The organism is Micrococcus sp. KRD128, from assembly GCF_017168395.1.
GTDB lineage: Bacteria > Actinomycetota > Actinomycetes > Actinomycetales > Micrococcaceae > Micrococcus > Micrococcus luteus.
On record NZ_JABFAX010000009.1, the window covers coordinates 91921 to 116627 of the forward strand.

General features: G+C 74.5%; 21 protein-coding genes. 8 read left to right on the forward strand and 13 right to left on the reverse strand.

Annotation, left to right across the window (positions count from 1 at the left end; genetic code table 11):
• Window positions 1-6: 6 nt before the first annotated feature.
• Both J1M44_RS04590 and J1M44_RS04595 read right to left on the reverse strand, forming a co-directional pair.
• The gene (locus tag J1M44_RS04590) at window positions 7-1737 is read right to left on the reverse strand and encodes a phospho-sugar mutase (protein ID WP_206480671.1); all 1731 of its coding nucleotides are present in this window, start codon (window positions 1735-1737) and stop codon (window positions 7-9) included.
• Window positions 1737-2582 carry a purine-nucleoside phosphorylase gene (locus J1M44_RS04595; RefSeq protein ID WP_180971850.1) on the reverse strand — a complete coding sequence of 282 codons (846 nt, stop codon included), beginning with the start codon at window positions 2580-2582 and terminating at the stop codon, window positions 1737-1739. Before J1M44_RS04595 ends, J1M44_RS04590 begins: the two co-directional genes overlap by 1 nt.
• Before the next feature lie 73 nt (window positions 2583-2655).
• Between J1M44_RS04595 and J1M44_RS04600 the strand changes: the two genes are divergently transcribed.
• Window positions 2656-4086 carry an NAD(P)H-quinone dehydrogenase gene (locus J1M44_RS04600; protein WP_081091247.1) on the forward strand — a complete coding sequence of 477 codons (1431 nt, stop codon included), beginning with the start codon at window positions 2656-2658 and terminating at the stop codon, window positions 4084-4086.
• Between the two features lie 114 nt (window positions 4087-4200).
• Window positions 4201-5277, forward strand: coding sequence for a phosphotransferase (locus J1M44_RS04605; RefSeq protein ID WP_036317327.1), 1077 nt, complete (start codon window positions 4201-4203; stop codon window positions 5275-5277).
• A gap of 15 nt (window positions 5278-5292) precedes the next feature.
• Here J1M44_RS04605 and gatB read toward each other — a convergent pair whose 3' ends face one another.
• The 11 genes from gatB to J1M44_RS04660 form a co-directional block, all read right to left on the reverse strand.
• Window positions 5293-6798, reverse strand: a complete 1506-nt coding sequence (gene gatB / locus J1M44_RS04610; RefSeq protein WP_036317331.1) for an Asp-tRNA(Asn)/Glu-tRNA(Gln) amidotransferase subunit GatB — start codon at window positions 6796-6798, stop codon at window positions 5293-5295.
• The gene (gatA, locus tag J1M44_RS04615; protein ID WP_206480672.1) at window positions 6795-8411 is read right to left on the reverse strand and encodes an Asp-tRNA(Asn)/Glu-tRNA(Gln) amidotransferase subunit GatA; all 1617 of its coding nucleotides are present in this window, start codon (window positions 8409-8411) and stop codon (window positions 6795-6797) included. Before gatA ends, gatB begins: the two co-directional genes overlap by 4 nt.
• A gap of 8 nt (window positions 8412-8419) precedes the next feature.
• A complete protein-coding gene (gene gatC, locus J1M44_RS04620) occupies window positions 8420-8716 on the reverse strand; it encodes an Asp-tRNA(Asn)/Glu-tRNA(Gln) amidotransferase subunit GatC (RefSeq protein ID WP_002854348.1) in 297 nt (98 codons plus the stop codon).
• Between the two features lie 204 nt (window positions 8717-8920).
• Window positions 8921-9445 (reverse strand): GNAT family N-acetyltransferase, encoded by a 525-nt coding sequence (locus J1M44_RS04625; RefSeq protein WP_036317337.1) that lies wholly within the window; start codon window positions 9443-9445, stop codon window positions 8921-8923.
• Window positions 9442-9924, reverse strand: coding sequence for a hypothetical protein (locus J1M44_RS04630; protein ID WP_020625517.1), 483 nt, complete (start codon window positions 9922-9924; stop codon window positions 9442-9444). The genes J1M44_RS04625 and J1M44_RS04630 overlap by 4 nt, the downstream gene beginning before the upstream one ends.
• On the reverse strand, window positions 9921-10838 hold the full coding sequence (locus tag J1M44_RS04635) for an inositol monophosphatase family protein (RefSeq protein ID WP_206480673.1): 918 nt from the start codon (window positions 10836-10838) through the stop codon (window positions 9921-9923). Before J1M44_RS04635 ends, J1M44_RS04630 begins: the two co-directional genes overlap by 4 nt.
• Entirely contained in the window at window positions 10835-13228 is a 2394-nt protein-coding gene (gene ligA, locus J1M44_RS04640; RefSeq protein WP_206480674.1) for an NAD-dependent DNA ligase LigA, read from the reverse strand. Before ligA ends, J1M44_RS04635 begins: the two co-directional genes overlap by 4 nt.
• Window positions 13229-13268: 40 nt before the next feature.
• Window positions 13269-14027, reverse strand: a complete 759-nt coding sequence (locus J1M44_RS04645; protein ID WP_061867390.1) for a PP2C family protein-serine/threonine phosphatase — start codon at window positions 14025-14027, stop codon at window positions 13269-13271.
• An 11-nt stretch (window positions 14028-14038) separates the two neighbouring features.
• Window positions 14039-15178 carry an adenylate/guanylate cyclase domain-containing protein gene (locus J1M44_RS04650; protein ID WP_206480675.1) on the reverse strand — a complete coding sequence of 380 codons (1140 nt, stop codon included), beginning with the start codon at window positions 15176-15178 and terminating at the stop codon, window positions 14039-14041.
• Window positions 15175-15702 (reverse strand): PH domain-containing protein, encoded by a 528-nt coding sequence (locus J1M44_RS04655; RefSeq protein WP_206480676.1) that lies wholly within the window; start codon window positions 15700-15702, stop codon window positions 15175-15177. The genes J1M44_RS04650 and J1M44_RS04655 overlap by 4 nt, the downstream gene beginning before the upstream one ends.
• Before the next feature lie 30 nt (window positions 15703-15732).
• The gene (locus tag J1M44_RS04660; protein ID WP_170079798.1) at window positions 15733-16569 is read right to left on the reverse strand and encodes a biotin--[acetyl-CoA-carboxylase] ligase; all 837 of its coding nucleotides are present in this window, start codon (window positions 16567-16569) and stop codon (window positions 15733-15735) included.
• A 189-nt stretch (window positions 16570-16758) separates the two neighbouring features.
• On the opposite strand from J1M44_RS04660, the gene J1M44_RS04665 reads away from it, so the two are divergent.
• From J1M44_RS04665 to J1M44_RS04690, 6 genes are all read left to right on the forward strand, one after another.
• Window positions 16759-18342, forward strand: coding sequence for an acyl-CoA carboxylase subunit beta (locus J1M44_RS04665; protein ID WP_041103546.1), 1584 nt, complete (start codon window positions 16759-16761; stop codon window positions 18340-18342).
• Window positions 18339-18632, forward strand: coding sequence for a hypothetical protein (locus J1M44_RS04670; RefSeq protein WP_235187762.1), 294 nt, complete (start codon window positions 18339-18341; stop codon window positions 18630-18632). Before J1M44_RS04665 ends, J1M44_RS04670 begins: the two co-directional genes overlap by 4 nt.
• Window positions 18633-18667: 35 nt before the next feature.
• Window positions 18668-20356, forward strand: a complete 1689-nt coding sequence (locus J1M44_RS04675) for a DUF885 domain-containing protein (protein ID WP_206480677.1) — start codon at window positions 18668-18670, stop codon at window positions 20354-20356.
• A complete protein-coding gene (locus J1M44_RS04680; RefSeq protein WP_206480678.1) occupies window positions 20353-21048 on the forward strand; it encodes a Maf family nucleotide pyrophosphatase in 696 nt (231 codons plus the stop codon). The genes J1M44_RS04675 and J1M44_RS04680 overlap by 4 nt, the downstream gene beginning before the upstream one ends.
• Before the next feature lie 164 nt (window positions 21049-21212).
• The gene (locus J1M44_RS04685) at window positions 21213-23069 is read left to right on the forward strand and encodes an acetyl/propionyl/methylcrotonyl-CoA carboxylase subunit alpha (RefSeq protein WP_206480679.1); all 1857 of its coding nucleotides are present in this window, start codon (window positions 21213-21215) and stop codon (window positions 23067-23069) included.
• Between the two features lie 171 nt (window positions 23070-23240).
• Complete coding sequence (locus J1M44_RS04690) at window positions 23241-24677, forward strand: MFS transporter (protein ID WP_206480680.1); 1437 nt, start codon at window positions 23241-23243, stop codon at window positions 24675-24677.
• Window positions 24678-24707 lie beyond the last annotated feature (30 nt).

The following is a 24707-nucleotide window of genomic DNA, read 5'->3' on the forward strand; positions in this document are numbered from 1 at the left end:
CGAGGCTCAGCCGCCCACGAGGGCCGTCACCTCGGCGCGCAGCGCCTCGAGCCGCTCGGCGGCCGCGGCCGGGTCGGCGTCCCGGGTGCCGAGGTAGCACTTGAGCTTCGGCTCGGTGCCGGAGGGCCGCACGAGAACGCGGGTGCCGGAGTCGGTGGCGAACAGCAGCGCGTCCGTCGGCGGCAGCCCGTCCCCGCCGGCGGCCAGGTCCCGGCGCACGGTGACCGGCTCGCCCGCGAGCGTGGCCGGCGCCTGCTGACGCAGGGCCGCCATGGTGCGGGCGATCAGGGACAGGTCCGCCACGCGGACCGAGACCTGGGCGCTGGGCATGGCGCCGGTGACCGCGTCGACGTCGGCCAGGGCGTCCGTCAGGCCGCGTCCCTGCGCCTTGAGAGCGGCGGCCAGCTCCGCGGCCATGAGGGCGGCCGTGATGCCGTCCTTGTCCCGCACCATGTCCGGGTCCACGCAGTAGCCGAGGGCCTCCTCGTAGCCGAAGCCGAGGTCCGGGGCGCGGGAGATCCACTTGAAGCCGGTCAGCGTGACGTGGTGCGTCACCCCCTTCGCCTCGGCCAGGGCGGCCAGCTGCGGGGAGGAGACCACGGAGTTCGCGGCGCTGCGGCCGGCCGCGTGCAGGGCCGGCATCGCGTGCGCGCCCAGCAGCGTCCCGACGGCATCGCCCGAGAGCATCCGCCACGAGCGCACGCCGTCCGCGCCGGTGACGGGCGCGGCCAGGGCCAGGCGGTCGGCGTCGGGGTCGTTGGCGATCACCAGGTCCGCGTCCACGTCGGCGGCCAGGGCGAGGGCGAGGTCCATCGCCCCCGGCTCCTCCGGGTTGGGGAACGCCACCGTGGGGAAGGCGGGGTCCGGGGCGGCCTGCTCGGCCACCACGTGGACGGGGCCGAAGCCGGCGTCCTCGAGCAGGCCCGGGACCACGGCGCCGCCCACCCCGTGCAGGGGCGTGTAGACCACGCGCAGGTCGCGGTGGCCGTGCCGGTCGTCGTCGAGCACGCCGAGGGCTGCCGCGCGGTAGGCCTCCAGCAGGTCCGGCCCGGCCACGGTCCAGCCGTCGTCGGCGAGCGGGATGTCCGTGGCCCACGCCGCGTGGTCGATGCGGGCGGCGATCTGCGCGTCCGCGGGGGAGACGATCTGCGCCCCCCGACCCGCCTCGTCCGTGAGCCGCCCGCCGAGGTAGACCTTGTAGCCGTTGTCCGCGGGCGGGTTGTGGCTGGCCGTGACCATCACGCCGGCGTCCGCGCTGAGATGGCGCACCGCGAAGGCGAGCACCGGCGTCGGCAGCGGATCCGGCAGCAGGACGGTCTGCACGCCCGCGGCCGTCAGGACGGCGGCCGTGTCCGCGGCGAAGGCGGCCGAACCGCGCCGCGCGTCGTACCCGACGACGGCCAGCGGCGGGGCCGCGTCCCGCCCGACGCCGTCCCACAGGTGGGCGGCCAGACCCGCCGCGGTGCGGCGCACCACGAGCCGGTTCATGCGGGACTCGCCCGGCCCCTCCTCGGCGCGCAGGCCGGCGGTGCCGAAGGCGAGCGGCCCGGCGAAGCGGGCGGCGAGCGCCGCCCGGGCGGCCGCGGCCTCCGGGCCGACGCCGGCGGCCGCGTCGAGCTCGGCGCGCAGGGTGTCCCGGTGCGCGGGATCGGGGTCCTCCGCCGCCCACCGCTCAGCCCGGGCGAGGACGTCCTCCGGCAGCGCGGCGACGTCGTCGTGCGGGGGATGCGCGGGCATCAGAGCCGCCCCACGATGTCCGCGAGCAGGCGCGCGATGCGCGGGCCGGCGGCCTGACCGGCCTCCACGACCTCGGCGTGGGACAGCGGCGTCTCCGAGATGCCGGCGCCGAGGTTGGTCACCAGCGAGATGCCGAACACCTCCAGCCCGGCGTGACGGGCCGCGATCGCGTCCAGTGCCGTGGACATGCCGACGAGATCGCCGCCGAGGGTGCGCGCCATCCGCACCTCGGCGGGGGTCTCGTACTGCGGGCCGGCGAACTGGACGTACACGCCCTCGCGCAGGGAGGGGTCCACCTCGCAGGCGATCGCGCGCAGCCGCGGGGAGTAGAGGTCGGTGAGGTCCACGAACGTGGCGCCGGCGAGCGGGGTGGCGCCGGTGAGGTTGATGTGGTCCGCGATCAGGACGGGGGTGCCCGGGGCGATCTCCGGGTCCAGGCCGCCGCAGCCGTTGGTCAGCACCACGGTGCGCGCCCCGGCGGCGGCGGCGGTGCGGACGGTGTGCGCCACGGCCTGGGCGTCGCGGGACTCGTAGAAGTGCGTGCGCGAGCCGAAGACGAGGGCGTGCGTGCCGTCCGGCAGTCGGACCGAGCGGATCACCGCGTTGTGGCCGGGCACCTTCGGGGCGTGGAAGCCGGGCACCTCGGCCAGCGGCACGGCGGCGACCTCGTCGCCGATCAGGCCGGCGGCCTCGCCCCAGCCGGAGCCGAGGACGACGGCGACGCGGTGCTCCGCCACGCCCGTCGCCCGGGCGATGGTGTCGGCGGCCGCGCGGGCCTCGTCGAAGCCCGGATGGTCGCCGGTCAGGGGGGAGTCGGGGGAGGGGATGCTGGTCTGGTCGGTCACGTCGTGGAGTCTAGGCGGTGTCCCGTGGCCGCGGGCTAGGACTTTCCCGTCCGCGGCGGACACAATGGAGCCCGTGACCGAGGAAAACAGCACCTTCATCCCGTCCCTGACCATCATCGGCGGCGGCCCCGGCGGCTACGAGGCCGCCATGGTGGCCGCGAAGCTGGGCGCCCGCGTGACCCTGGTCGAGCGCCAGGGGGTGGGCGGCGCGGCCGTCCTCACGGACGTGGTCCCCTCCAAGACGCTGATCGCCGCCGCCGACTCGATGCGCCGCGTGGGCGCCTCCGTGGACCTGGGGGTGGACCTCGGCGGGGCCGAGGCCCACGCGGACATGGGCCGGGTCGGCCACCGCATCCTGAACCTGGCCCACGAGCAGTCCTCGGACATCCGCGCGGGCCTCCAGCGGGTCGGGGTCCGGGTGATCGACGGCGTGGGCCGCGTCGTCGGCCCCCACGAGGTGTCCGTCCGCGCCCTCGCCGACGCCGACGCCGGCGCCGAGCCCGAGATCATCACCTCGGACGCGATCCTCGTGGCCGTCGGCGCGAGCCCCCGCGAGCTGCCCACCGCCGTCCCGGACGGCGAGCGGATCTTCAACTGGAAGCAGGTCTACAACCTCAAGGACCTGCCCGAGCACCTGATCGTCGTGGGCTCCGGCGTCACCGGCGCCGAGTTCGCCTCGGCCTACAACCGCCTCGGCGCCAAGGTCACCCTCGTCTCCTCGCGCGACCGCGTGCTCCCCGGCGAGGACGCCGACGCCGCCGAGCTGCTCGAGAAGGTCTTCGAGGGCAACGGCCTCAGGGTGGTCTCCCGCTCCCGGGCCGAGTCCGTCGAGCGGACCGAGACCGGCGTGCGCGTGCACCTCTCCGGCGAGGGGGCCGAGGACACCCCGTCGATCGAGGGCTCCCACGCGCTGGTGGCCGTCGGTGGCGTGCCGAACACGGCGGGCCTCGGCCTCGACGACGTGGGCGTGAAGCTGTCCGGCTCCGGCCACGTGCTCGTGGACGGCGTCTCCCGCACGTCAGTGCCGAGCATCTACGCGGCGGGCGACTGCACGGGCAAGCTCGCCCTCGCCTCGGTGGCGGCCATGCAGGGGCGCATCGCCGTGGCCCACCTGCTCGGCGACGCCCTCAAGCCGCTGCGCCCGCACCTGCTGGCCTCGAACATCTTCACCTCGCCGGAGATCGCCACCGTGGGCGTCTCGCAGGCGCAGGTGGACTCCGGCCAGTACCAGGCGGACGTGCTGCGCCTGGACTTCCACACCAACCCTCGCGCCAAGATGTCCGGCGCGGAGGAGGGGTTCGTGAAGATCTTCGCGCGTCAGGGCTCCGGCACCGTGATCGGCGGCGTGGTGGTCTCGCCGCGCGCCTCCGAGCTGATCTACGCGCTCGCGCTCGCGGTCACGCACAAGCTGCACGTGGACGACCTCGCGGACACCTTCACCGTGTACCCGTCGATGTCCGGGTCGATCGCGGAGGCGGCGCGCCGCCTCCACGTGCGCATCTGACCCAGAGACGACTTTCGGTCGTGAGATAGGGCCCATCTCACGACCGAAAGCGTCCATTCCCCCGATGTCACGTTCGAAAGTCCGAGAGGGCGGCGGGAGGGTTAGCGTGGTCGTGTGGTCTCCCCGCCTGCCCCCAGCGAGCTCGAGCTGGTCCACCGCGCCCTGAGGCACCTCCGCCCCGGTCTCGACCCCGCTCTCGCCCGCCGGCTCCGCACAGCCGACTGGGCCGCGGCGTCCGTGGAGGAGGGCGGGCAGTTCCACCGCGTGCTCGTGCTCGAGGACGTCGGCGTCCTCCGGATGACGCGGGCCCACGAGGTGGGGGCCGCCCCGGCCGCGCGGTGGGCGCCCGAGCGGGACCCCGCGGCGCACCTGCCCCGGCGCCTGGCCCTCCTCGACGGACTCGCCGCGGCCCTGGCCGAGCGCCGCGTGCCGTGGGCCGTCCCGGTCGCCCTCTCGGATCCCGTCTCCGCGGGCCCGGGCGCCGCGGTGCTGCAGCGCTTCCTCCCGGGCGGCCCGCACCCGCCGCACGAAGGCGATCCGGACGTGCTGCGCGGCGTCCTCGACGACCTCGCCGCCGTGGACGTCACCGACCCGCGGATCGCCCCGCACCTCGGCCGCCCGTTCGCCTTCCGCGGCCCGTGGACGCCGGAGCGCGCCCGGCACGTCGCGGCGCTGCCGGGGGCGGTCGCCGCGCGCCTGGGCGCGTGGGAGGGCCACGACGTCGACGCACGGCTGGGCGCCGAGGCGTGGCCGGACGCGGTGGCCGCCCTCGCGGACACGGTGACGGCGTGGACCGCCGCGCCGCCCGTGCCGCCGTCGCTGGTGCACGGCGACCTGGCCGGGCACAACATGCGCTGGCGTGCCGTGCCCGAGGACGAGGACCCGCGCGCCCCGCTGCGCTGGGCGCTGGCCGGTGTGCTCGACTGGGACCTCGCGTGCGCGTGGGACCCGGCCCTCAACGTCGCCTACCTGGCGCTGTGGCACAGCGAGGAGAAGGTGCCCGACCTGGCCCGGGACGCGGCCGAGGCGCGGCGGGCCCGCGTGTGGCTCGGGGCGATGGCCCTGGAGACGCTCGACGACGCGGCGGCCCGGGACGCGATCGTCGGCGGGCTGGCCGCGGGGTCCTGGCGGCGTCTGCTGCGCAAGACCCTGCCCCGCGTGGCGCGGGCCCTCACCGCCCTGGACGGCTGAGGGCCCGCGCGGTCGTCAGGACACGCCCAGGCGCTCCAGCACGATCTCGCGGACGCGGCCGGCGTCGGCCTGCCCGCGGGTGGCCTTCATGACCGGGCCGATCAGGGCGCCGACGGCGGCCATCTTGCCGCCCTTGATCTTCTCGGCCACGTCCGGGTTGGCGGCGATCGCGGCGTCGACGGCCTCGGTGAGCGCGCCGTCGTCGGACACCACGGCCAGGCCCTTCGCCGCGACGACCTCCTTCGGGGCGCCCTCGCCGTCGGCCACCAGATCGAGCACCTGCTTGGCGATCTTGTCGTTGATCGTCTTCGCGGCGATCAGCTCCTCGACCTCCACCACGTGCGCCGGGGTGATCCCCAGCTCGGCGACGGCGACCTCGCGGACGTTCGCCAGGCGGGCGATCTCGCCCATCCACCACTTGCGGGCGGCCGCCGCGGAGGCGCCGGCCTCCACGGTCGCGACGATCTCGTCCAGGACGCCGGCGTTGACGACGTCGCGGAACTCCTCGTCCGAGAAGCCCCACTCGGCCTTGAGCCGCTTGTTCCGCACGGCCGGCAGCTCGGGCATGGCCGCGCGCACGCGCTCGACCCACGCGGCGTCCACGTGCACGGGCACGAGGTCCGGCTCGGGGAAGTACCGGTAGTCGTCCGCGTCCGACTTCGGGCGGCCCGAGGTGGTGCTGCGGGTGTCCTCGTGCCAGTGGCGGGTCTCCTGCGTCACGGTGCCGCCCGCGGCGAGCACCGCGGCCTGGCGCTGGATCTCGTGGGTGACCGCGTGCTGCACGGCGCGCGTGGAGTTCACGTTCTTCGTCTCGGTGCGGGTGCCGAACTCGGTGGCGCCCTTGGGCATCAGCGAGACGTTCGCGTCGCAGCGGACGTTGCCGCGCTCCATCCGCGCGTCGGAGATGTCGATGGCCTGCACGATGTCCCGGATCGCGGTGACGTAGGCGCGGGCCAGCTCGGGGGCCCGCGCACCGGCGCCGACGATCGGCTTGGTGACGATCTCGATGAGCGGCACGCCCGCACGGTTGTAGTCGACGAGGGACGCGGAGGCGCCCTGGATCCGCCCGGAGCCGCCCACGTGGGTGAGCTTGCCGGCGTCGTCCTCGAGGTGCGCGCGCTCGATCTCCACGCGGAAGACCTCACCGTCCTCCAACTCGACGTCCAGGTGGCCGTCGAAGACGATCGGCTCGTCGTACTGGGAGGTCTGGAAGTTCTTCGGCGTGTCCGGGTAGAAGTAGTTCTTCCGCGCGAACCGGCAGGTCTCGGCGACCTGCGCGTCCAGGGCCACGCCCAGGCGGATCGCGTACTCCACGACCTCGCGGTTGAGCACCGGCAGGGTGCCGGGCAGGCCGAGGTCGAGCGGGGTCACGTTGGTGTTCGGCTCGTCGCCAAACGCGTTGGGCGCCGAGGAGAAGATCTTCGTGGCGGTGTTCAGCTCCACGTGCACCTCGAAGCCCAGCACGGGGTCGAAGCGCTCCATCGCCTCCGCGAAGTCCATGGTCTGCTCTGCGTGGCTCATGCCCGGCCTCCTGCCGTGGTCGCGGTGGTGGCGCGCTGCGCGCCCTTCTCCAGCTCGGGGGCCTCGGCCCACACCGGCCCGCCCCGGCGCTCCCCGACGAGGCGCTCGAGCGCGGCGCCGGCCTCGTACAGGCGCGCGTCCTCGCGCGCCGGTGCCATCAGCTGCAGGCCGTAGGGCAGCCCGTCGACGACGCCACCCGGCACGGACATGCCCGGGATGCCGGCGAGGTTGGCCGGGATGGTTGCGAGGTCGTTGACGTACATGGTCATCGGGTCGTCCGTCTTCGCGCCCAGCTCGAACGCCGGGGTCGGCGCGGTGGGCGTGAGGATGACGTCCACCTGCTCGAAGGCGCGGGCGAAGTCCTCCTGCACGAGCGTGCGGACCTTCTGCGCGGAGCCGTAGTAGGCGTCGTAGTAGCCGGCGGACAGCGCGTAGGTGCCCAGGATGATGCGCCGCTTGACCTCGGCGCCGAACCCGGCGGCGCGGGTGGCGCCCATGACCTGCTCGATCGTGCCGCCGCCGTCGGGCACCACGCGGTGGCCGTAGCGGACGCCGTCGAAGCGGGCCAGGTTGGAGGAGGCCTCCGAGGGCATGATCAGGTAGTACGCCCCGAGGGCGGCGTCGAAGCTGGGGCAGGAGACCTCCACGATCTCCGCGCCGGCCTCACGCAGGGCCGCGACGTGCTCGTCGAAGCCGGCCCGGATGCCCGGGTGGAACGCGTCCGCCGGCAGGTCCGTCACGACGCCGACGCGCAGCCCCGCCAGGTCGCGGCCGCGGGCCGCGCCGGTCAGGTCCGCCGGCTCGTCGGCCAGGGACGTGGAGTCCTGCGGGTCGTGGCCGGCGATGACCTGCTGCAGCGCCGCGGCGTCGGCCACGGTGCGGGCGGCGGGGCCGATCTGGTCCAGCGAGGAGGCCATGGCGATGAGGCCGTAGCGGGAGACCGCGCCGTAGGTGGGCTTCACGCCGACCGTGCCGGTGAACGCGGCGGGCTCACGCACGGAGCCGCCGGTGTCCGAGCCGAGGGCGAAGGGGGCCAGGAAGGCGGCCACGGCGGCCGCCGACCCGCCGCCCGAGCCGCCGGGCACCCGGTCCCCGTCCCACGGGTTGCGGGTGATGCCGAACGCGGAGTGCTCGGTGGAGCCGCCCATCGCGAACTCGTCGAGGTTGGTCTTGCCGAGGATCGGCAGGCGGGCCTCGCGGAGGCGGGCCACCACCGTGGCGTCGTACGGGCTGAGCCAGCCCTCGAGCATGCGGGAGGCGGCCGTGGTCGGCTGGCCGCGCGTGACGATGTTGTCCTTCACGGCCACGGGCACGCCGGCCAGCGGGTGCAGGGCGTCGGCCTCGGGGCCGCCGGCGGCACGGATCGCGTCCACCTCGGCGGCGACGGCGAGGGCCTCGTCCGTGTTCACGTGGAGGTAGGCGCGCACGCCGCGGTCGCCGGCGGCGTCGGCGCGCACGTCGCCGTCGTGGGCGGCGATGCGGTCCAGGTGGGCCTGGACGAGCTCCACGGAGGTGGTGGTGCCGGCGCGCAGGCGCTCGGCCATCTGCAGCGCGGTGAGCCGGACGAGCTCGTCGGCGCCGAGGGTCGCGTTCACATCGAACGTCTCGGTCATGGGGGTGATCACTCTCCGTCCAGGATGGCGGGGACCTTGAACTGGCCGTCCTCGGAGTCCGGCGCCTGGTCGAGGGCCTCCTCCTGCGTGAGCATGCCGGCCGGCACGTCCTCCCGGAACACGTTCTCCAACGCGATGGGGTGGGACGTCGGCGTCACGTCGTCGCCCGCGGCGGCCTGGACCGCGGAGACGTGCTCCAGGATCTTCTCCAGGTCGCCGGACATCGTGTCCAGTTCCTCGTCGGTCATCCGGATGTGGGCCAGGCGAGCCAGATGCTCCACCTGATCCCGGGTGATCTCAGGCATGGATCTCCTCGTGTGACGGGTCGGGGCGGGGTGGACGACGCCGGCGCGGCGGCGGCCACATCGGGGTCGAGTCTAGTGCCGGGGCCTGGACGGCCGCCGCCACCGCTTCGAGGCGGGAGATCCATCCCACCGCGGCGCTCCGGGCCCGCATGACAGGGATTTCCCGCCCCGAATGGGGTCCCGGTGCCGATGTCCCGCCCGGGGTCAGTCCAGCGCGAGCCGGTAGACGAGGAACGGGCCGGTCTCGTCGGCCGGGTCGAGGTCCGGCACCACGTCCGCGAGGAACCAGTCCCGCTCCGGGACGCGCACGAAGCCGGCGCGTTCGTACATCCGGTGGGCGCCGGTCATGGAGGGCATGGTGGTCAGCACGACGGCGTCCACGCCCTCCTCGGCGCGGGCCCGCGCCACGATCTCGGCCAGCAGGGCGCCGCCCACCCCGCGGCGGTGGAACCGCGGGTGCACGGCGAGCATGCGGAACTCGTACTCCCCGTCGCCGGAGGTCTCGGCCAGGGGCGAGCCGGGCGGGGTGAGCACCACGGACCCGGCCACCTCGCCGTCGACCTCGGCCACGAGCACCTCCGCGCGGCCGGCCCGGTCGGCCACGTCCATGAGGGTCTTCACGTAGGCGTCGTCGGGGGCGATGTGGCCGCCGTCGACATAGGACGCCAGGGTGAGCTCGGCGACCGCCTCGTGGTCCTCGGGGCGCAGCGGGCGGACGAGGGCGCTCATGCGTCACCTCCGGCGCGCTGGCGCAGCGTGTCCTTCAGGCGGGCGCGGGTCGCGTCCGTGGCCACGACGTAGTCGCGCCGACGCAGCCAGGCGGTGGGCACGGCCTGGTGGGGGTGGCCGTCGCGCGCCTCGTGCAGCCCTTCGAGGAACGTCGCGGCCGCCGGCTCCTGCCAGATGTTCACCCAGTAGGCGCGCTCCCGCTCCTGCGCCGTCAGTTCCTTGACCAGCCGCCTCGTGAACGAACAGCCCGGCCGCCAGAACACGACGACGCCGCCGCGCTCGACGTGCGCCTGCGCGCCGGCGAACGGCCGCGAGCGGACCCGGACCGCCCACCGGTACGTGACCGCGTAGCCGGCCAGGACGAGCCCGGCCACGATCATGCCGACCTGCTGCAGGCGCGTCCCCGCGATCATGAACGTCAGTCCGCCGGCCACGAACAGGACCGGGTAGAACCACGGGTCTCCGACGATCCGCCTCATGCCCTCTCCCCCGTCATGGCGGCCAGGGCGGACCCGTCCACGTCGCCGGCCACCATCCAGTCAGGATGTGCCGTGCCGTCCGCCGAGGCGGGCCGCGTCACCGCGACGCCGGCCTCCTCCGCCACCAACGCGCCGGCGGCCCAGTCGTACTCCTGCGTGCCGAACTCGGCGTAGGCGTCCAGGGTGCCGTCCGCGACCATGCACAGATCCAGCGCCGCCGAGCCGATCCGCCGCACGTCCCCGAACGCGGGCAGCAGGGCCGCGAGCGCGCGCACCTGCAGGGCCCGGCGAGCGGGGTCGTAGCCGAAGCCGGTGGCGAGCAGCCGCCCGGAGCGCCCCGCCACGGGACCGGTGAGCCGCACGGGGGCGGCGTCCCGGTCGGGCACGTCCACGCCCGCCGTCGTCGCGTCCGCGGTGCTGAAGGCGCCCCGGCCCGCGCTCGCGAACCAGGTGCGCCCCAGCGCGGGTGCCGCCACGACGCCGGCCAGCCAGCGTTCGGTGCCCTCGGCCACCCCCAGCAGATCGGCGGTCTCGGCGTCCACCGGGCCGGTGACGGCCACCGAGGTGCAGAACTGCGGCAGGCCGCGCACGAAGTTGGTGGTGCCGTCCAGCGGGTCGATGGACCAGCGGTACCCGGACGGCTCGGCCGGGTGGGTGGCGCCGTACTCCTCGCCGGTGATCTCGTCCGAGGGGCGGTAGCCGGCGATGACCTCCCGGACGGCCTGCTCGGCGCGGCGGTCGTAGTCGGTGACCCAGTCGGAGCCGGAGGACTTCGTCTCCGCGCCGATCTCCTCGATGCCCAGCGGCACCGCCGGATGGTGACCGGTCCAGCGCCGGGCCAGGACGTCCGCGCCGGCGCGCGCGGCGGCCTTGGCGACCACGAGCAGGCCCGGGACCGTGATGCGCGCGCTCATGCCGAGGCCTCCCCGTCTGCGGCGTCGTCGGTGGCGTCGTCGGTGTCCGCCGGGCGCACGGCGTCCGGGCCGCCGGCCAGCAGCGCCGTGAACCCGGCCTCGTCCAGCACGGGCACACCGAGGGACTGCGCCTTGTCCAGCTTGGAGCCGGCGGCCTCGCCGGCCACCAGGAAGTCGGTCTTCTTGGACACGGACCCGGAGGCCTTGCCGCCGCGCACGAGGATCGCCTCCTTCGCGGAGTCGCGGGAGAAGCCCTCGAGCGAGCCGGTGACCACCACGGTCAGGCCCTCGAGCGTGCGCGGGGTGGACTCGTCCTGCTCGTCCTCCATGACCACGCCCGCCGCGGCCCAGCGGTCCACGATCTCCCGGTGCCAGTCCTCGGCGAACCACTCGATGAGCGCGTCCGCGATGATCGGGCCGACGCCGTCGATCTCGGCCAGCCGGTCCCGGTCGCCGGCCTCGGCCGCCGCGCGCAGCGCCGCCATCGAGCCGAACGCCGTGGCCAGCGAGCGGGCCGCCGTCGGGCCCACGTGCCGGATGGACAGCGCCACGAGGGTGCGCCACAGCGGCTGGGACTTGGCCTTCTCGAGCTCGTCGAACAGGCGCAGCGTGTTGGCCGTGGGCGCGGACGGCTTCTTCGCGGTGCCGGCGGTGAAGAAGTACGGCTTGAGCGTGAACACGCCCGAGGGCACCATGCGGCCGTCCACCTTCGTACGGCCCTCGCGCCACACGCGGACCTCGCCGAGGGAGCGCTGCAGGTCCGTCAACCCGTCCTCGCCCCGGGGGCCCGTGATCTCCTCCGGCGTGCCGGAGGCGAGGTCGAAGATCTGCGCCTCCGCCGTGATGGGGCCGGGACCCTCGGGGCGCACCTGCCCCTCGTGCTCGGCCGGGTCCTCGCCGGGGCCCTGGACGAGCCAGCGGGCGGCCTCCTCGCCGAGCGCCTCCACGTCGAAGGCGCCGCGGCTGGCCAGGTGCTCGACGCGGCCGGCCAGCTGGGCCGGGCAGGAGCGGGCGTTGGGGCAGCGCAGGTCCACGTCCCCCTCCTTGGCCGGGGCCAGCGGCGTGCCGCACGAGGGGCAGTGCGCGGGCATGACGAACTCGCGCAGCTCCCGGCCCGCCTCGATCGCCTTCTCGCGCAGCGGCAGCACGGGGCCCACGACCTCGGGGATCACGTCCCCGGCCTTGCGCACCACCACGGTGTCCCCGATCAGCACGCCCTTGGCCTTGACCACGTCCTGGTTGTGCAGGGTGGCCAGAGAGACGGTGGACCCGGCCACGGTGACCGGCTCCAACACCGCGAACGGGGTCACCCGACCGGTGCGGCCCACCGAGACCGCGATGTCCCGCAGCAGCGTGTGCACCTCCTCCGGCGGGTACTTGTACGCCGCCGCCCAGCGGGGCACGCGGGAGGTGTGGCCGAGGTAGCGCTGGTCCGCGAACGCGTCCGCCTTCACCACGATGCCGTCGATCTCGTGGATCAGCTCGTGCCGGCGCCGGCCGTACTCCTCGATCACCGCGACGACGGCGGCCAACGCCTCCTCGTCCGCACCCTCCACCACGCGGGTGTAGGGGCTCACGGGCAGGCCCCAGCCCGCGAGCGCGTCGTACACCTCGTGCTGGGACTCCAGTCCGAACGCCTCGACCGAGCCGATGCCGTGCACGAACATGGCCAGCGGGCGCTGCGCGGTGACGGCCGGGTCCTTCTGACGCAGGGCGCCGGCGGCGGCGTTGCGCGGGTTCGCGAACGGCGTCTGACCCTCCTCGGCACGACGCGCGTTGAGCTCGGCGAAGGCGGCGGAGGACATGAACACCTCGCCGCGCACCTCGAACTCGGCGGGCCAGCCCTCGCCGGAGAGCTCGTGCGGGATGTCCCCGATGGTGCGCACGTTGGCGGTGACGTCCTCGCCCGTGACGCCGTCGCCGCGGGTGGCGGCCTGCACGAGCCGCCCGTCCCGGTAGCGCAGGGCGACGGCGAGCCCGTCGATCTTCACCTCCACGAGCCAGCGGGGCGCCACGCCCGGTCGCACCTGCGTCAGGGCCTGCGCCGCGCGGCGGAACCAGACCTCGAGCTCCTCGATGGAGAACAGGTCCTCGAGCGAGTACATGCGGGCCCCGTGCCGGACGGGGGCGAACGCCTCCGAGACCTCGCCGCCGACCTCCTGGGTGGGCGAGTCGTTGGCCACGAGCTCGGGGTGCAGGGCCTCGAGGTCCTCGAGGCGGCGGTACAGCGCGTCGTACTCGGCGTCCGAGATCTCCGGGGCGTCCCGCTGGTAGTAGGCGGTCCGGGCGGCGCGGACCCGCTCCACGAGGTCCTCGTACTCCTCCCGCAGGTCCGCGGCGGGGATGTCCTGCGGATCGGGCTGGGCGGCGGATTCCTTGGGGGTGCTCACCCGGCCCAGCGTAGTCGGCGTCCCGGACGGCGCACCCGGGTCAGGGGATGCGCACGAGCACCGCCGTGACGTTGTCCCGGCCGCCGCGCCACAGGGCGGCGCCGATGAGCTTCTCGAGGGCGTCCTCGAGGGTGTCGGCGTCGTCGATCAGCGCGCGGATCTCCTCGTCCAGCAGCTCGCCGGTCAGGCCGTCGCTGCACAGCAGGACGAGGTCCCCGGAGGCGAGGGGGATCTCGGCCACGTCCACCGTGAGCGCCTCGCGCGAGCCGAGCGCGCGGGTGATGACGTTGCGGCGCGGGTGGACGCGGGCCTCGGCGGGGGTGAGCTCCCCCGCGTCGACGAGCATCTGGACCGCCGAGTGGTCCACCGTGAGCTGCTGGAGCACCGGCGAGCCGACAGGCCGCAGGTACACCCGGGAGTCGCCGACGTTCGCCACGGCCCAGCGGCCGCGCTCCGTGTCCAGGCAGGCCAGCACGGTGAGGGTGGTGCCGGAGCGCCCCAGCCCGGCCTCGACGACGGCGGCGTCCGCCTCGTGGATCAGGTGGCCGAGCTCCTGGGGCGTGTGGGCCGTTCCCGGGGCGAGCACCTCGGGGGCGCGGCGGCGCAGGGCCTCGATCGCGGCGGCCGAGGCCACCTCGCCGGCCTCGTGCCCGCCCATGCCGTCGGCCACGGCGGCGAGCACCAGCGGCTCCCCGACGAGGGTCCACGCGTCCTCGTTCAGGTCGCGGACGGCGCCCACGTGGGTGGCGCCGGCGGCCTGGGGTCGCGGCGCGGACGGGGTCTCGGGGCGGGGGTCCACGGGGTCCTCGATCAGTCGGCGAGCAGGGTCTGGGCCGACCCGTCCATGAGCAGGGAGGGGCGGACCTCTCCAAACCCGCGGACGATCCTGGGCGGCTGCGGGACGAGCACGAAGCGCTCGTCCCGGGACAGGGCCGCAGCGGTCATGGCGTCCACGAGCACGGTACCCGGATCGGCCAGGGACGTCAGCCGCGCGGCGAGGTTCACGGTGGGCCCGTAGATGTCCCCCATGCGCGAGAGCACCCGTCCCCACGTCAGGGCGACGCGCGCCGAGGGCAGCTCCTCGTCCGCGGCGATGGTCTCGGCCAGGGAGAGCGCGATCGCGGCACCGGCCTCGGGGGTCTCGGCGTTGAACATGACCTCGTCGCCGATGGTCTTCACGAGCCAGCCGCCACCGGCGGAGATGGTCTCCGCGGCGAGGGACTCGAAGCGCAGCACCATGCGGGCCAGCGTCCGGTCGTCCATGGTCCGGGAGAGCGTGGTGTAGGAGACCATGTCCGCAAAGCCGACGGCGCGGGCCAGCGGCAGCGGCGCGTCCGACTCGGAGCCGTCGCGGCCCCGGGCGCTGGCCGCCAGCCCGGCCTCCACGCGCACGGTCAGGCGCTGCACGGCGCGGTTGAGCTGGCGCCGGTAGACGATCCGCATGGCCTTCTCGAGCGGTCCGACCATGTCCGGGAGCATGTCGACGACGGCCCGCCGCGCCTCCGGGTCCGTCAGGTCCTCGGAGGCGATCTTGTCCTCCACGAGCGCCTCGATCTGCCACACCACCATGCGGTCCGTCATCTGCCCGATCGAGCGCGCCAGCGAGATGGCCGTGTCCTCGTTCAGCGTCCCCGAGCGCACGAGCGTGAGCACGGACTCGAACGCCTCGATGTCCGCCTCGGTGAAGGCCTTGTGCCCCTCCGGCGACGTCGGATAGCCCAGCGCACGCCAGATCTTCCGGGCGGAGGCCATCGAGACGCCGAGGCGCTGCGCCACCTCCCGTGAGGTGTAGGCGCGCGGGCCCACCACCAGGCCGGCGTCGAGCGTGCGCATCGCGCTCGTCCAGCCGGCGGGCTCGGCGGACCGCTCCTGGGCGCCGCGGGCGGTCTCGTCCTCGGCCGGCGGGACGATCGGCAGCGGTGCGGTGTCCGGTGTCTCCGGACGGCTCATCGGAGGTCTCCTGTCGGGACGGGGGCGGGCCAGGTCGCGGTGCGGGCCTGGCGGGTGAGGTGGGCCAGGGCCTCCTCGAAGCGCGCGGCCTCGGGGACGTCGCGCAGCCGCCAGTGGACCTGGCGGGCGGGCTCCTGGAAGAGGATGTGCAGGTCTCCGGCACCCGAGCCGCGGCGGCGCCGCTGCACGTCCGCGATGGACACGAGCGGCATGGCGGCACCGGAGCCGCCGATGCCGGCGCCCTGGAGGATGCGGCGGTCGGTGAGCACGGTGCGCCGGAAGACCCAGCGCCACAGCGGGCGGACGGTGCCGGGGAGCAGGACGAGCGCCGCGAGCACCCACGCGGCCGCCTCGAGCACGGCGCGGTTCGCGGCGACGAGCCCGGGCAGGTCGGGGCGTGCGAGCACGCCGACGGCCAGGCCGAGCAGGAACGCGACGGCCACGAGGACCGCGGCGGGGCGCAGCAGCGCGCGCGGGTGGGTGCGGGTGCGCACCATCACCTGCTCACCGGGCTCGAGCCGCACGGCGGTCACCTCCTGGCCGGGACGGGTGTGTCATGCGCCGCGATGGACGTCTCCGCGCAGGTGGGCCACGTCCCCCGCACTGACCTCGGTCTCGATTGTGCCATGATCCGGTGTGACGTGCCTCACGCGCAGGGTGCCGCCGGGGCCGAGGCCCACGGCCGTGCCCTCCAGCACGCCGCCGCCGGGCAGCTCGGCGCGCACCGCGCGGCCCAGCGTGGAGAGCCGGTCCGCCACGGCCGCCACGGCCGGGTGACGCCCGTCCACGGCCGCCGTCTGACCCGCCACGCCCGCCGCGAAGCGGTCCACGGCCGCCACGACGGCGTCACGCAGCTCGACCGCGAGGTCCCGGGGCGCGGGCACGGCGTCCGCGCCGATCCACTCCGCCAGGTCCGAGGCGGTGTCCACCGGGGCGGCCCCGCGGTGGTCCAGGTTCACGCCCATCCCGACGACGACGCCGGGCCCCTTGCCGTCCGAGGACAGCGCCACCGTGGCCAGCACGCCGCACAGCTTGCGCCCGTCCGTGGCGAGCACGTCGTTCGGCCACTTCACGTGCGTCGGGACGCCCCGGGCCGCGAGGCGCTCGGCGACCGTGGCGGAGGCGACGAGCGAGAGCCAGCTCAGGTGGGCCGGGGAGACCGGCACCCCGCCGGACTCGGGACGCAGGTACACGGACAGGGCGAGCGCCGCCCCCGGGGCGGCGCTCCACACGCGGGAGTGTCGACCCCGGCCGGCCCGCTGGTCCGCGGTGGCCACGGCCGCACCGTGCCGGTGCCCCTCGCGGTCCAGCCGCGCGAGGAGCTCATCCTGCGTGGAGCCGGCGGAGTCCAGCCAGGTCAGATCCGGTGTGGGGGCGTCGTCGGGGTGCATGCCCCTAGATATACACGGCGTCCCCGGGGGCGGGCTGGGCGGGCCGATCCGCCGCCGGGGCGCGCGGACGGGCGGCCCGGGCCGACGTCCTCGCCGTTTGTGGGCTTCCTCCAACCGTGGGCGTCCGCGGCGGCCCGTACACTGGCCGACTGAGCCTCCGCATCTGGCGGACCACCACAAGGAGGACGTGTGACCGATCCCGATCTGACCACCACGGCCGGCCGGCTGGCCGACCTGCATCGGCGGCTCGAGGCGACGGCCGCGCCCGGCGGCCCGGACGCCGTCGAGCGCCAGCACGCTCGCGGCAAGCACACCGCGCGCGAGCGGATCGACCTCCTCCTGGACGAGGGCTCCTTCGTGGAGCTGGACGCGCTGGCCGTGCACCGCACCACCGCGTTCGGCATGGACGCCAAGCACCCGGCCGGCGACGGCCTGGTGTCCGGCTTCGGCACCGTGGACGGGCGCCAGGTGGCCGTCTACTCCCAGGATTTCACCGTGTTCGGCGGCTCGCTGTCCGAGCGCAACGGCCAGAAGATCGTGAAGGTCCAGGAGTTCGCCGCGCGCAACGGCTGCCCCGTGATCGGCATCCTCGACGGCGGCGGCGCGCGCATCCAGGAGGGCGTGGCCTCCCTCGCCCAGTTCGCGGACATCTTCCGGAACAACGTCCTGGCCTCGGGCATGATCCCGCAGATCTCGCTGATCATGGGCCCCTCCGCCGGCGGCGCGGCCTATTCGCCGGCGCTGACGGACGTCGTGGTGATGGTGGACCAGACCTCGCACATGTTCATCACCGGCCCGGACGTGATCAAGACCGTCACGGGCGAGGACGTGGACATGGAGACCCTCGGCGGCGCCCGCTCGCACAACGCCACCTCCGGCACCGCCCACTACATGGCCTCCTCGGAGGAGGACGCGATCGCCTACGTGCAGGAGCTGCTCGAGCTGCTGCCCTCCAACAACCTCGCGGAGGCCCCGACCTTCGAGGCCGCGGACCCGGAGCCCACGGACGAGGACCTCGCCCTGGACGAGATCGTCCCGGACTCCGCCAACCAGCCCTACGACATGCTCGAGGTCATCGCCTCGATCGTGGACGAGGGCCACCTGCTGCAGCTGCAGGAGCTGTACGCGCCCAACGTGATCACCGGCCTGGCCCGCCTGGACGGCATGAGCGTGGGCGTCGTCGCGAACCAGCCGATGCAGTTCGCCGGCACCCTGGACATCGCCGCCTCGGAGAAGGCCGCGCGGTTCGTGCGCTTCTGCGACGCGTTCAACATCCCGATCATCACCCTCGTGGACGTGCCCGGGTTCCTGCCCGGCACGGACCAGGAGTTCAACGGCATCATCCGCCGCGGCGCCAAGCTGATCTACGCCTACGCCGAGGCCACCGTGCCGAAGCTGACCGTGATCACGCGCAAGGCCTTCGGCGGCGCGTACATCGTGATGGGCTCCAAGAAGCTCGGCGCGGACCTGAACCTGGCCTGGCCGAGCGCCCAGATCGGCGTGATGGGCGCCCAGGGCGCCGTGAACATCCTGTACCGGCGCGACCTGAAGGCGACGGCGGAGGCGGGCGGCGACGTCGACGCGCGCCGGGCCGAGATCGTGGCCGACTACGAGGCCGAGCTGCTCAACCCATACCAGGCCGCCGAGCTGGGCTACGTGGACGCCGTGGTGCCCCCGCACGCCACCCGCGGCCAGCTCATCCGCGCCCTGCGCGCCACCCTGCACAAGCGCGAGGCCCGCCCCGCCAAGAAGCACGGGAACATGCCGCTGTGAGCGCCCTGCTGGGCCCGGGCGCCCCGGACGAGAACGACGAGTCGACGCAGGCCACGCCGCCGTCGGCCGACCCGCTGCAGCTCAGCGGCCCGGAGTTGGAGCCGGAGGAGATGGCCGCACTGGCCGCCGTCCTCGAGGCGGCCGCCGCGGCCCGGGCCGAAGCCGCCCGGCTCGCCGCCGAGGCCGCCGACCCCCGCCCCCTGGACCGCACGCTCCGCCGTCGCGGCGACCTGGGCCTGTGGGCCCGGCCCGGCCGCGGTCAGTGGCGTCAGGGCGCGGGCCCGCAGTGAGCCGGGACGCGGGCGCCAGCGCCTAGAGTGCCGGTATGACCCAGCACACCCCTGAGGCCGCCGTCGACGGCGCCCGCACCCCGTCCGCCATCGACGCGCTCGCCGAGCGCTACGTGACCGACCTCCTCGCCCTGCATCCGGACACCGCCACCGAGCTCGGCTTCCCGGGCCGAGAGACCGAGTACACGGACTTCTCCCCCGCCGGCGCCCGCGCCGACGACGAGCTCAACGCCCGCCTGCTCGAGGACTTGGCCGCGCTCGAGCCGCAGGACGAGACGGACCGCGTCACGAAGGCGGCTATGCAGGAGCGCATCGGCCTCGAGCGGGAGATCCACGCGACCGGCCGCACCGAGCTGAACAACATCGCCTCCCCTGCCCAGGGCATCCGCGCGGTCTTCGACCTCATGCCCACGGACACCGCGGAGCAGTGGGGCCACATCGCCGGCCGCCTCGAGAACCTGCCGGCCGCCCTGCGCGGCTACACGGAGTCCCTGCTCGCCTCCCGCGACGCCGGCCACGTGGCCGCGGTGCGCCAGGTGGACATCGTGGTGGAGCAGGCCCGCGCCCACGGCGCCGCGGGCGGGTTCTTCCCGGGCCTGGTCGAGCGGGCCGAGGCAGCCGACGTCGTGGACGGCGCCCTGGCCGCCCGCATCCGCTCCGGCGCGGACACCGCCGCGCAGGCCTACCGCGCCTTCGCGGACACGCTCGAGGCCGAGCTGCGCCCGCACGCCCCGGAGGCGGACGGCGTCGGGATCGAGTACTACCGGCTGGCCTCCCGCGTCTTCCTCGGCGCCGAGATCGACCTCGAGGAGACCTACCGCTGGGGCCAGGAGGAGCTGGCCCGCATCATCGCGGCGCAGCAGGCGGACGCCGAGCGCATCCGGCCGGGCGCCACGATCGAGGAGGCGCGCGCGATCCTGGACGCGGACCCGGAGCGCACCCTGAAGGGCACCGAGGCCCTGCGCACATGGATGCAGCGGCTCTCCGACGACGCGGTCGAGGCCATGAAGGAGCACTTCGAGATCCCGGCCCCGATGGACCGGCTCGAGTGCATGATCGCCCCCACCCAGGAGGGCGGCATCTACTACACCGGCCCCTCGGACGACTTCTCCCGGCCCGGCCGCATGTGGTGGTCCGTGCCCCCGGGCGAGGACGAGTTCACCACGTGGGCGGAGACCACCACGGTCTACCACGAGGGCGTGCCGGGCCATCACCTGCAGATCGCCACCGCCATGATGAACCGGGCGAACCTCAACCTGTGGCGCCGCAGCTTCTGCTGGACGTCCGGCCACGGCGAGGGCTGGGCGCTGTATGCGGAGAAGCTCATGGAGGAGCTCGGCTTCCTCGACGACCCGGGCGACCACCTCGGCATGCTGGACATGCAGCGCATGCGCGCGGCCCGCGTCGTGTTCGACATCGGCTACCACTGCGGCTTCGACGCCCCCGAGTCCGAGGGCGGCGGCGCGTGGACCCCGGAGAAGGGCTACGCGTTCCTGGCCAAGCACCTGATGATCTCCGAGGGCCAGCGCCGCTTCGAGTTCACGCGCTACCTCGGCTGGCCGGGGCAGGCGCCGGCGTACAAGGTGGGCCAGCGCATCTGGGAGCAGATCCGCGCCGAGCACGAGCAGGCCGAGGGCGCCGACTTCGACCTCAAGGCCTTCCACACCCGGGCCCTGCGCCTGGGCGGCATGGGCCTGGACACCCTGCGGGAGGCGCTCGCGTGATCCCGCACGACGACGGCGCGGCCGGCCCCGGCATGAGCCTGCGGCTGGTGCTCGGCTCGGCCTCCCCCGGCCGGGCGGAGGTCCTGACCCGGGCGCGGGTACCGTTCCGCGTCGTCGTCTCGGGAGTGGACGAGGCGGCCGTGGGCGCGGCGGCGGGCGACCCGTCGCCGGCGGAGCTGGCGGGCCTGCTGGCGGAGGCCAAGGGCCGCGATGTGGCCGCCCGTGTGGCGGGCGCCGGCGTCGAGGCCCCCACGCTCGTGCTCGGCTGCGACTCCGTGTTCGAGTTCGAGGGCCGCGCCCACGGCAAGCCCTACGAGCCCGAGGTCGCCGTCGAGCGCTGGCGCGCCCAGGCCGGCCGGGAGGGCGTGCTGCATTCGGGCCATTGGCTGGGCCTGGTGCTGCCGGAGCCCGGGGTCGGGTCCGGGATGGCCGCGGAGGCGGGCGTGGTGTCCGCCGTCGTGCGCTTCGGCGCCGTCACCGAGGCCGAGATCCAGGCCTACGTGGCCACGGGCGAGCCGCTGCACTGCGCGGGCGCGTTCACGGTGGACGGCGCGGGCGCGGCCCTCGTGGACGGCGTGGACGGGGATCCCAACGCGGTGATCGGGCTGTCCGTGGCGTGGCTGCGGCGGGCCGCGGCGGCCCTGGGTCAGGACGTCACCCGGTTGTGGGAACCCTCCAACGCGCAGCGCTGATCCGGCGCGACAGGGCCGCGTGCCTCGGAGGGTTCCGCCACAACGAGTAGGGTGCTGGTCAGAGTCGGCGCCGTCCCGCGCCTTTCGCCCCACCGGGTGAGGGGCACGACCCCGGACGTGGCGCCCGCACCCCCAGCCGTGATCGTCCGAGGAGTCCATCGCCCATGAGCATCGCCGACGCACCGCAGGCCTCGGTCGTCCCGCCCGTCGACCCCGCGGCGGAGCGCCGGTTCTCCCGGGTGCTGATCGCCAACCGCGGCGAGATCGCCGTGCGCATCATCCGGGCCTGCCAGGACGAGGGGCTGACCTCCGTGGCCGTCTACGCCGAGCCGGACCGGGACGCCCTGCACGTGACGCTCGCGGACGAGGCCGTGGCCCTCGGCGGGGAGACCGCCGCCGACTCCTATCTGGTGATCGGCAAGATCCTCGACGCCGCCGAGCGCGCAGGCGCGGACGCCGTACACCCCGGCTACGGCTTCCTCTCCGAGAACGCGGACTTCGCGCGCGCCGTGGCTGACGCCGGCCTCGTGTGGATCGGCCCGCCCGCCGAGGCGATCGACCGGCTGGGCGACAAGGTCTCGGCCCGCCAGCTGGCCACCAAGGTCGGCGCCCCGCTGGCGCCGGGCACCACCTCCCCCGTGACCGGCACGGAGGAGGTCGTCGCGTTCGCGGACGAGTTCGGCCTGCCGGTGGCCATCAAGGCGGCCTACGGCGGCGGCGGCCGCGGCATCAAGGTGGCCCGCACGCGCGAGGAGATCTCCGAGTTCTACGAGTCCGCGGTCCGTGAGGCCGTGGCCGCGTTCGGCCGGGGCGAGTGCTTCGTGGAGCGCTTCCTGGACAAGCCGCGCCACGTGGAGACGCAGTGCCTGGCGGACGTGCACGGCGACGTCGTCGTGATCTCCACCCGCGACTGCTCGCTGCAGCGCCGCAACCAGAAGCTCGTGGAGGAGGCCCCGGCGCCGTTCCTCACGGACGAGCAGAACGCCCGCCTCGTGGAGTCCTCCAAGGCGATCCTGCAGGAGGCCGGCTACGTCGGCGCGGGCACGTGCGAGTTCCTCGTGGGCCAGGACGGCACCATCTCCTTCCTCGAGGTGAACACGCGCCTGCAGGTGGAGCACCCGGTCTCCGAGGAGATCACCGGCATCGACCTCGTGCGCGAGCAGTTCCGCCTGGCCCGCGGCGAGGCCCTCGGCTACACGGACCCGCAGCCCCGCGGCCACTCGATCGAGTTCCGCCTCAACGGCGAGGACCCGGGCCGCAACTTCCTGCCCGCCCCCGGCCGGCTCACCACGTTCCGCATGCCCAGCGGCCCGGGCGTGCGCGTGGACTCCGGCGTGGTGGAGGGCGAGACCGTGTCCGGGGCCTTCGACTCCATGGTCGCCAAGCTGATCGTCACCGGCGCGGACCGCCGCCAGGCCCTGCAGCGCGCCGCCCGCGCCCTGCGCGAGGCCGAGATCGTCGGCATGCCCTCGGTGCTGCCCTTCCATCGCGCCGTGGTGCGCGACCCCGCCTTCGCCCCCGAGATCGCCGGCTCGGAGGAGCCGTTCTCGGTGCACACCCGGTGGATCGAGACGGAGTTCGCGAACCGCATCGAGCCGAGCGCCCTCACCCCGGCCGAGCCGGCCCCCCGCGAGGCGCGCCACACCGTGACCGTGGAGGTCAACGGCAAGCGCGTGGACGTCACCCTGCCCACGTGGGGCGAGGCCCTGCACACGATCTCCGGCGCCGCCCAGCGGGCCGGCGCGGGACGACGCCGGCCCCGCGGCAAGCGCGGCGCACCGGTGGCCGCGGCCGTCAGCACGGACGCGCTGACCGCCCCGATGCAGGGCACCGTGGTGAAGGTCGCCGCCGAGAACGGCCAGACCGTGGCCGAGGGCGACCTGATCGTGGTCGTGGAGGCCATGAAGATGGAGCAGCCGCTCGCGGCCCACCGCGCGGGCGTGGTCAGCGGTCTCGACGTCGAGCCGGGCCAGACGGTCACGGCCGGCACGGTGATCGCCACCATCGCCGACGCGGAGTGAGCCGCCGGCGACGACGGCGGGGAGCGCCGGCGTCGTGGGCTGGTTCCGCATGGTGGACGACGGGGACATGACTCTCGCAGATCGGCGCGACGAGGCTTAACCTGACACGCATCTTCGTCTCACATCGTGGTCGTTCGCGACCCCCTGTGCCCGTCATACCAGGGAGACACCATGCCCCACTCCACCCCGCCCGCGAACCCGGGCGCCCCCACCGATCTCACGTCGGACGCGGTTGCCACTGCGGAGGAGGTGCCCCGCTCGCGGGTCATCATCGCCTCGCTCGTGGGCACCTCGATCGAGTTCTACGACTTCTACATCTACGCCACGGCCGCCGTCTCGGTGTTCCCGCTGATCTTCTTCGCGGGCGGCGACGACAACACGGCCCTGCTGGCCTCCATGGCCACCTTCGGCGCGGCGTTCGTCGCCCGGCCGCTGGGCGCCGTCGTCTTCGGCCACCTGGGCGATCGCGTGGGCCGCAAGACCACGCTCATCGGCTCGCTGCTGACCATGGGCATCGCGACGTTCCTCATCGGCCTGCTGCCCACGTACTACCAGATCGGCCTGTGGGCGCCGGCCATGCTGACGCTGCTGCGCTTCTTCCAGGGCCTGGGGCTCGGCGGCGAGTGGTCCGGCGCCGCCCTGCTGGCCACCGAGTACGCCAAGGACGGCAAGCGCGCGCAGGCGGCCATGTGGCCGCAGCTCGGCGCGCCGATCGGCTTCCTGCTGGCCAACGGCCTGTTCCTCGCGCTGGTGCTCGGCTTCGGCCACGACTCCACGAGCCCGGTGCTCGACGGCCCGTTCCTCACGTGGGTGTGGCGCGTGCCGTTCCTGCTCTCGATCGTGATGGTGGCCGTGGGCCTCTACGTCCGCGTCAAGCTCGAGGAGACCCCGGTCTTCCAGCGCGCCCTCGACCGCGACCAGCGCGTGAAGGCGCCGCTGGGCGAGGTGTTCCGCCGCAACTGGTGGGAGCTGATCCTGGGCACCTTCGTCATGTACGCCACCTACGTGCTCTTCTACCTGATGACCACGTGGATCCTCTCCTACGCGATCGGCAAGCCGGCCAACGGCTTCCTGGGCGTCCCCTACGCCGAGTTCCTCGTGCTGCAGCTGGTCGGCATCCTGTTCTTCGCGGCGTTCGTGCCGGTCTCCGGCCTGCTGGCGGACCGCTTCGGCCGCCGCCCCACCCTGATCGTGATCTCGGTGCTCATGGTGCTGTTCGGCCTCTCGTTCGGCCTGTGGCTCTCGCCGGAGAACATGGGCGTGGGCGCGGAGCTGAACGTGCCGCTGATGCTGGCGTTCCTGGCCACGGGCATGACGCTCATGGGCCTGACCTTCGGGCCGATGTCCGCGGTGCTGCCCGAGCTGTTCCCCACGAACACGCGCTACACCGGCTCCGGCATCGCCTACAACGTGTCCTCGATCCTCGGCGCGGCGCTGACCCCGTTCATCGCCGCCTGGCTGGTGCAGAAGTTCGACGTCTCCTACGTGGGCTACTACCTGGCCGCCGCGTCGGCGATCACCGTCATCGCACTGGCGCTCTCCCCCGAGACCCGGCACACGGACCTCGACACCGTCACCTCGGCCCGCGAGCGCCGCGCCGCGCGCTGACCCCGGCCGGCCCCCGGCGCTCCCCCGCGC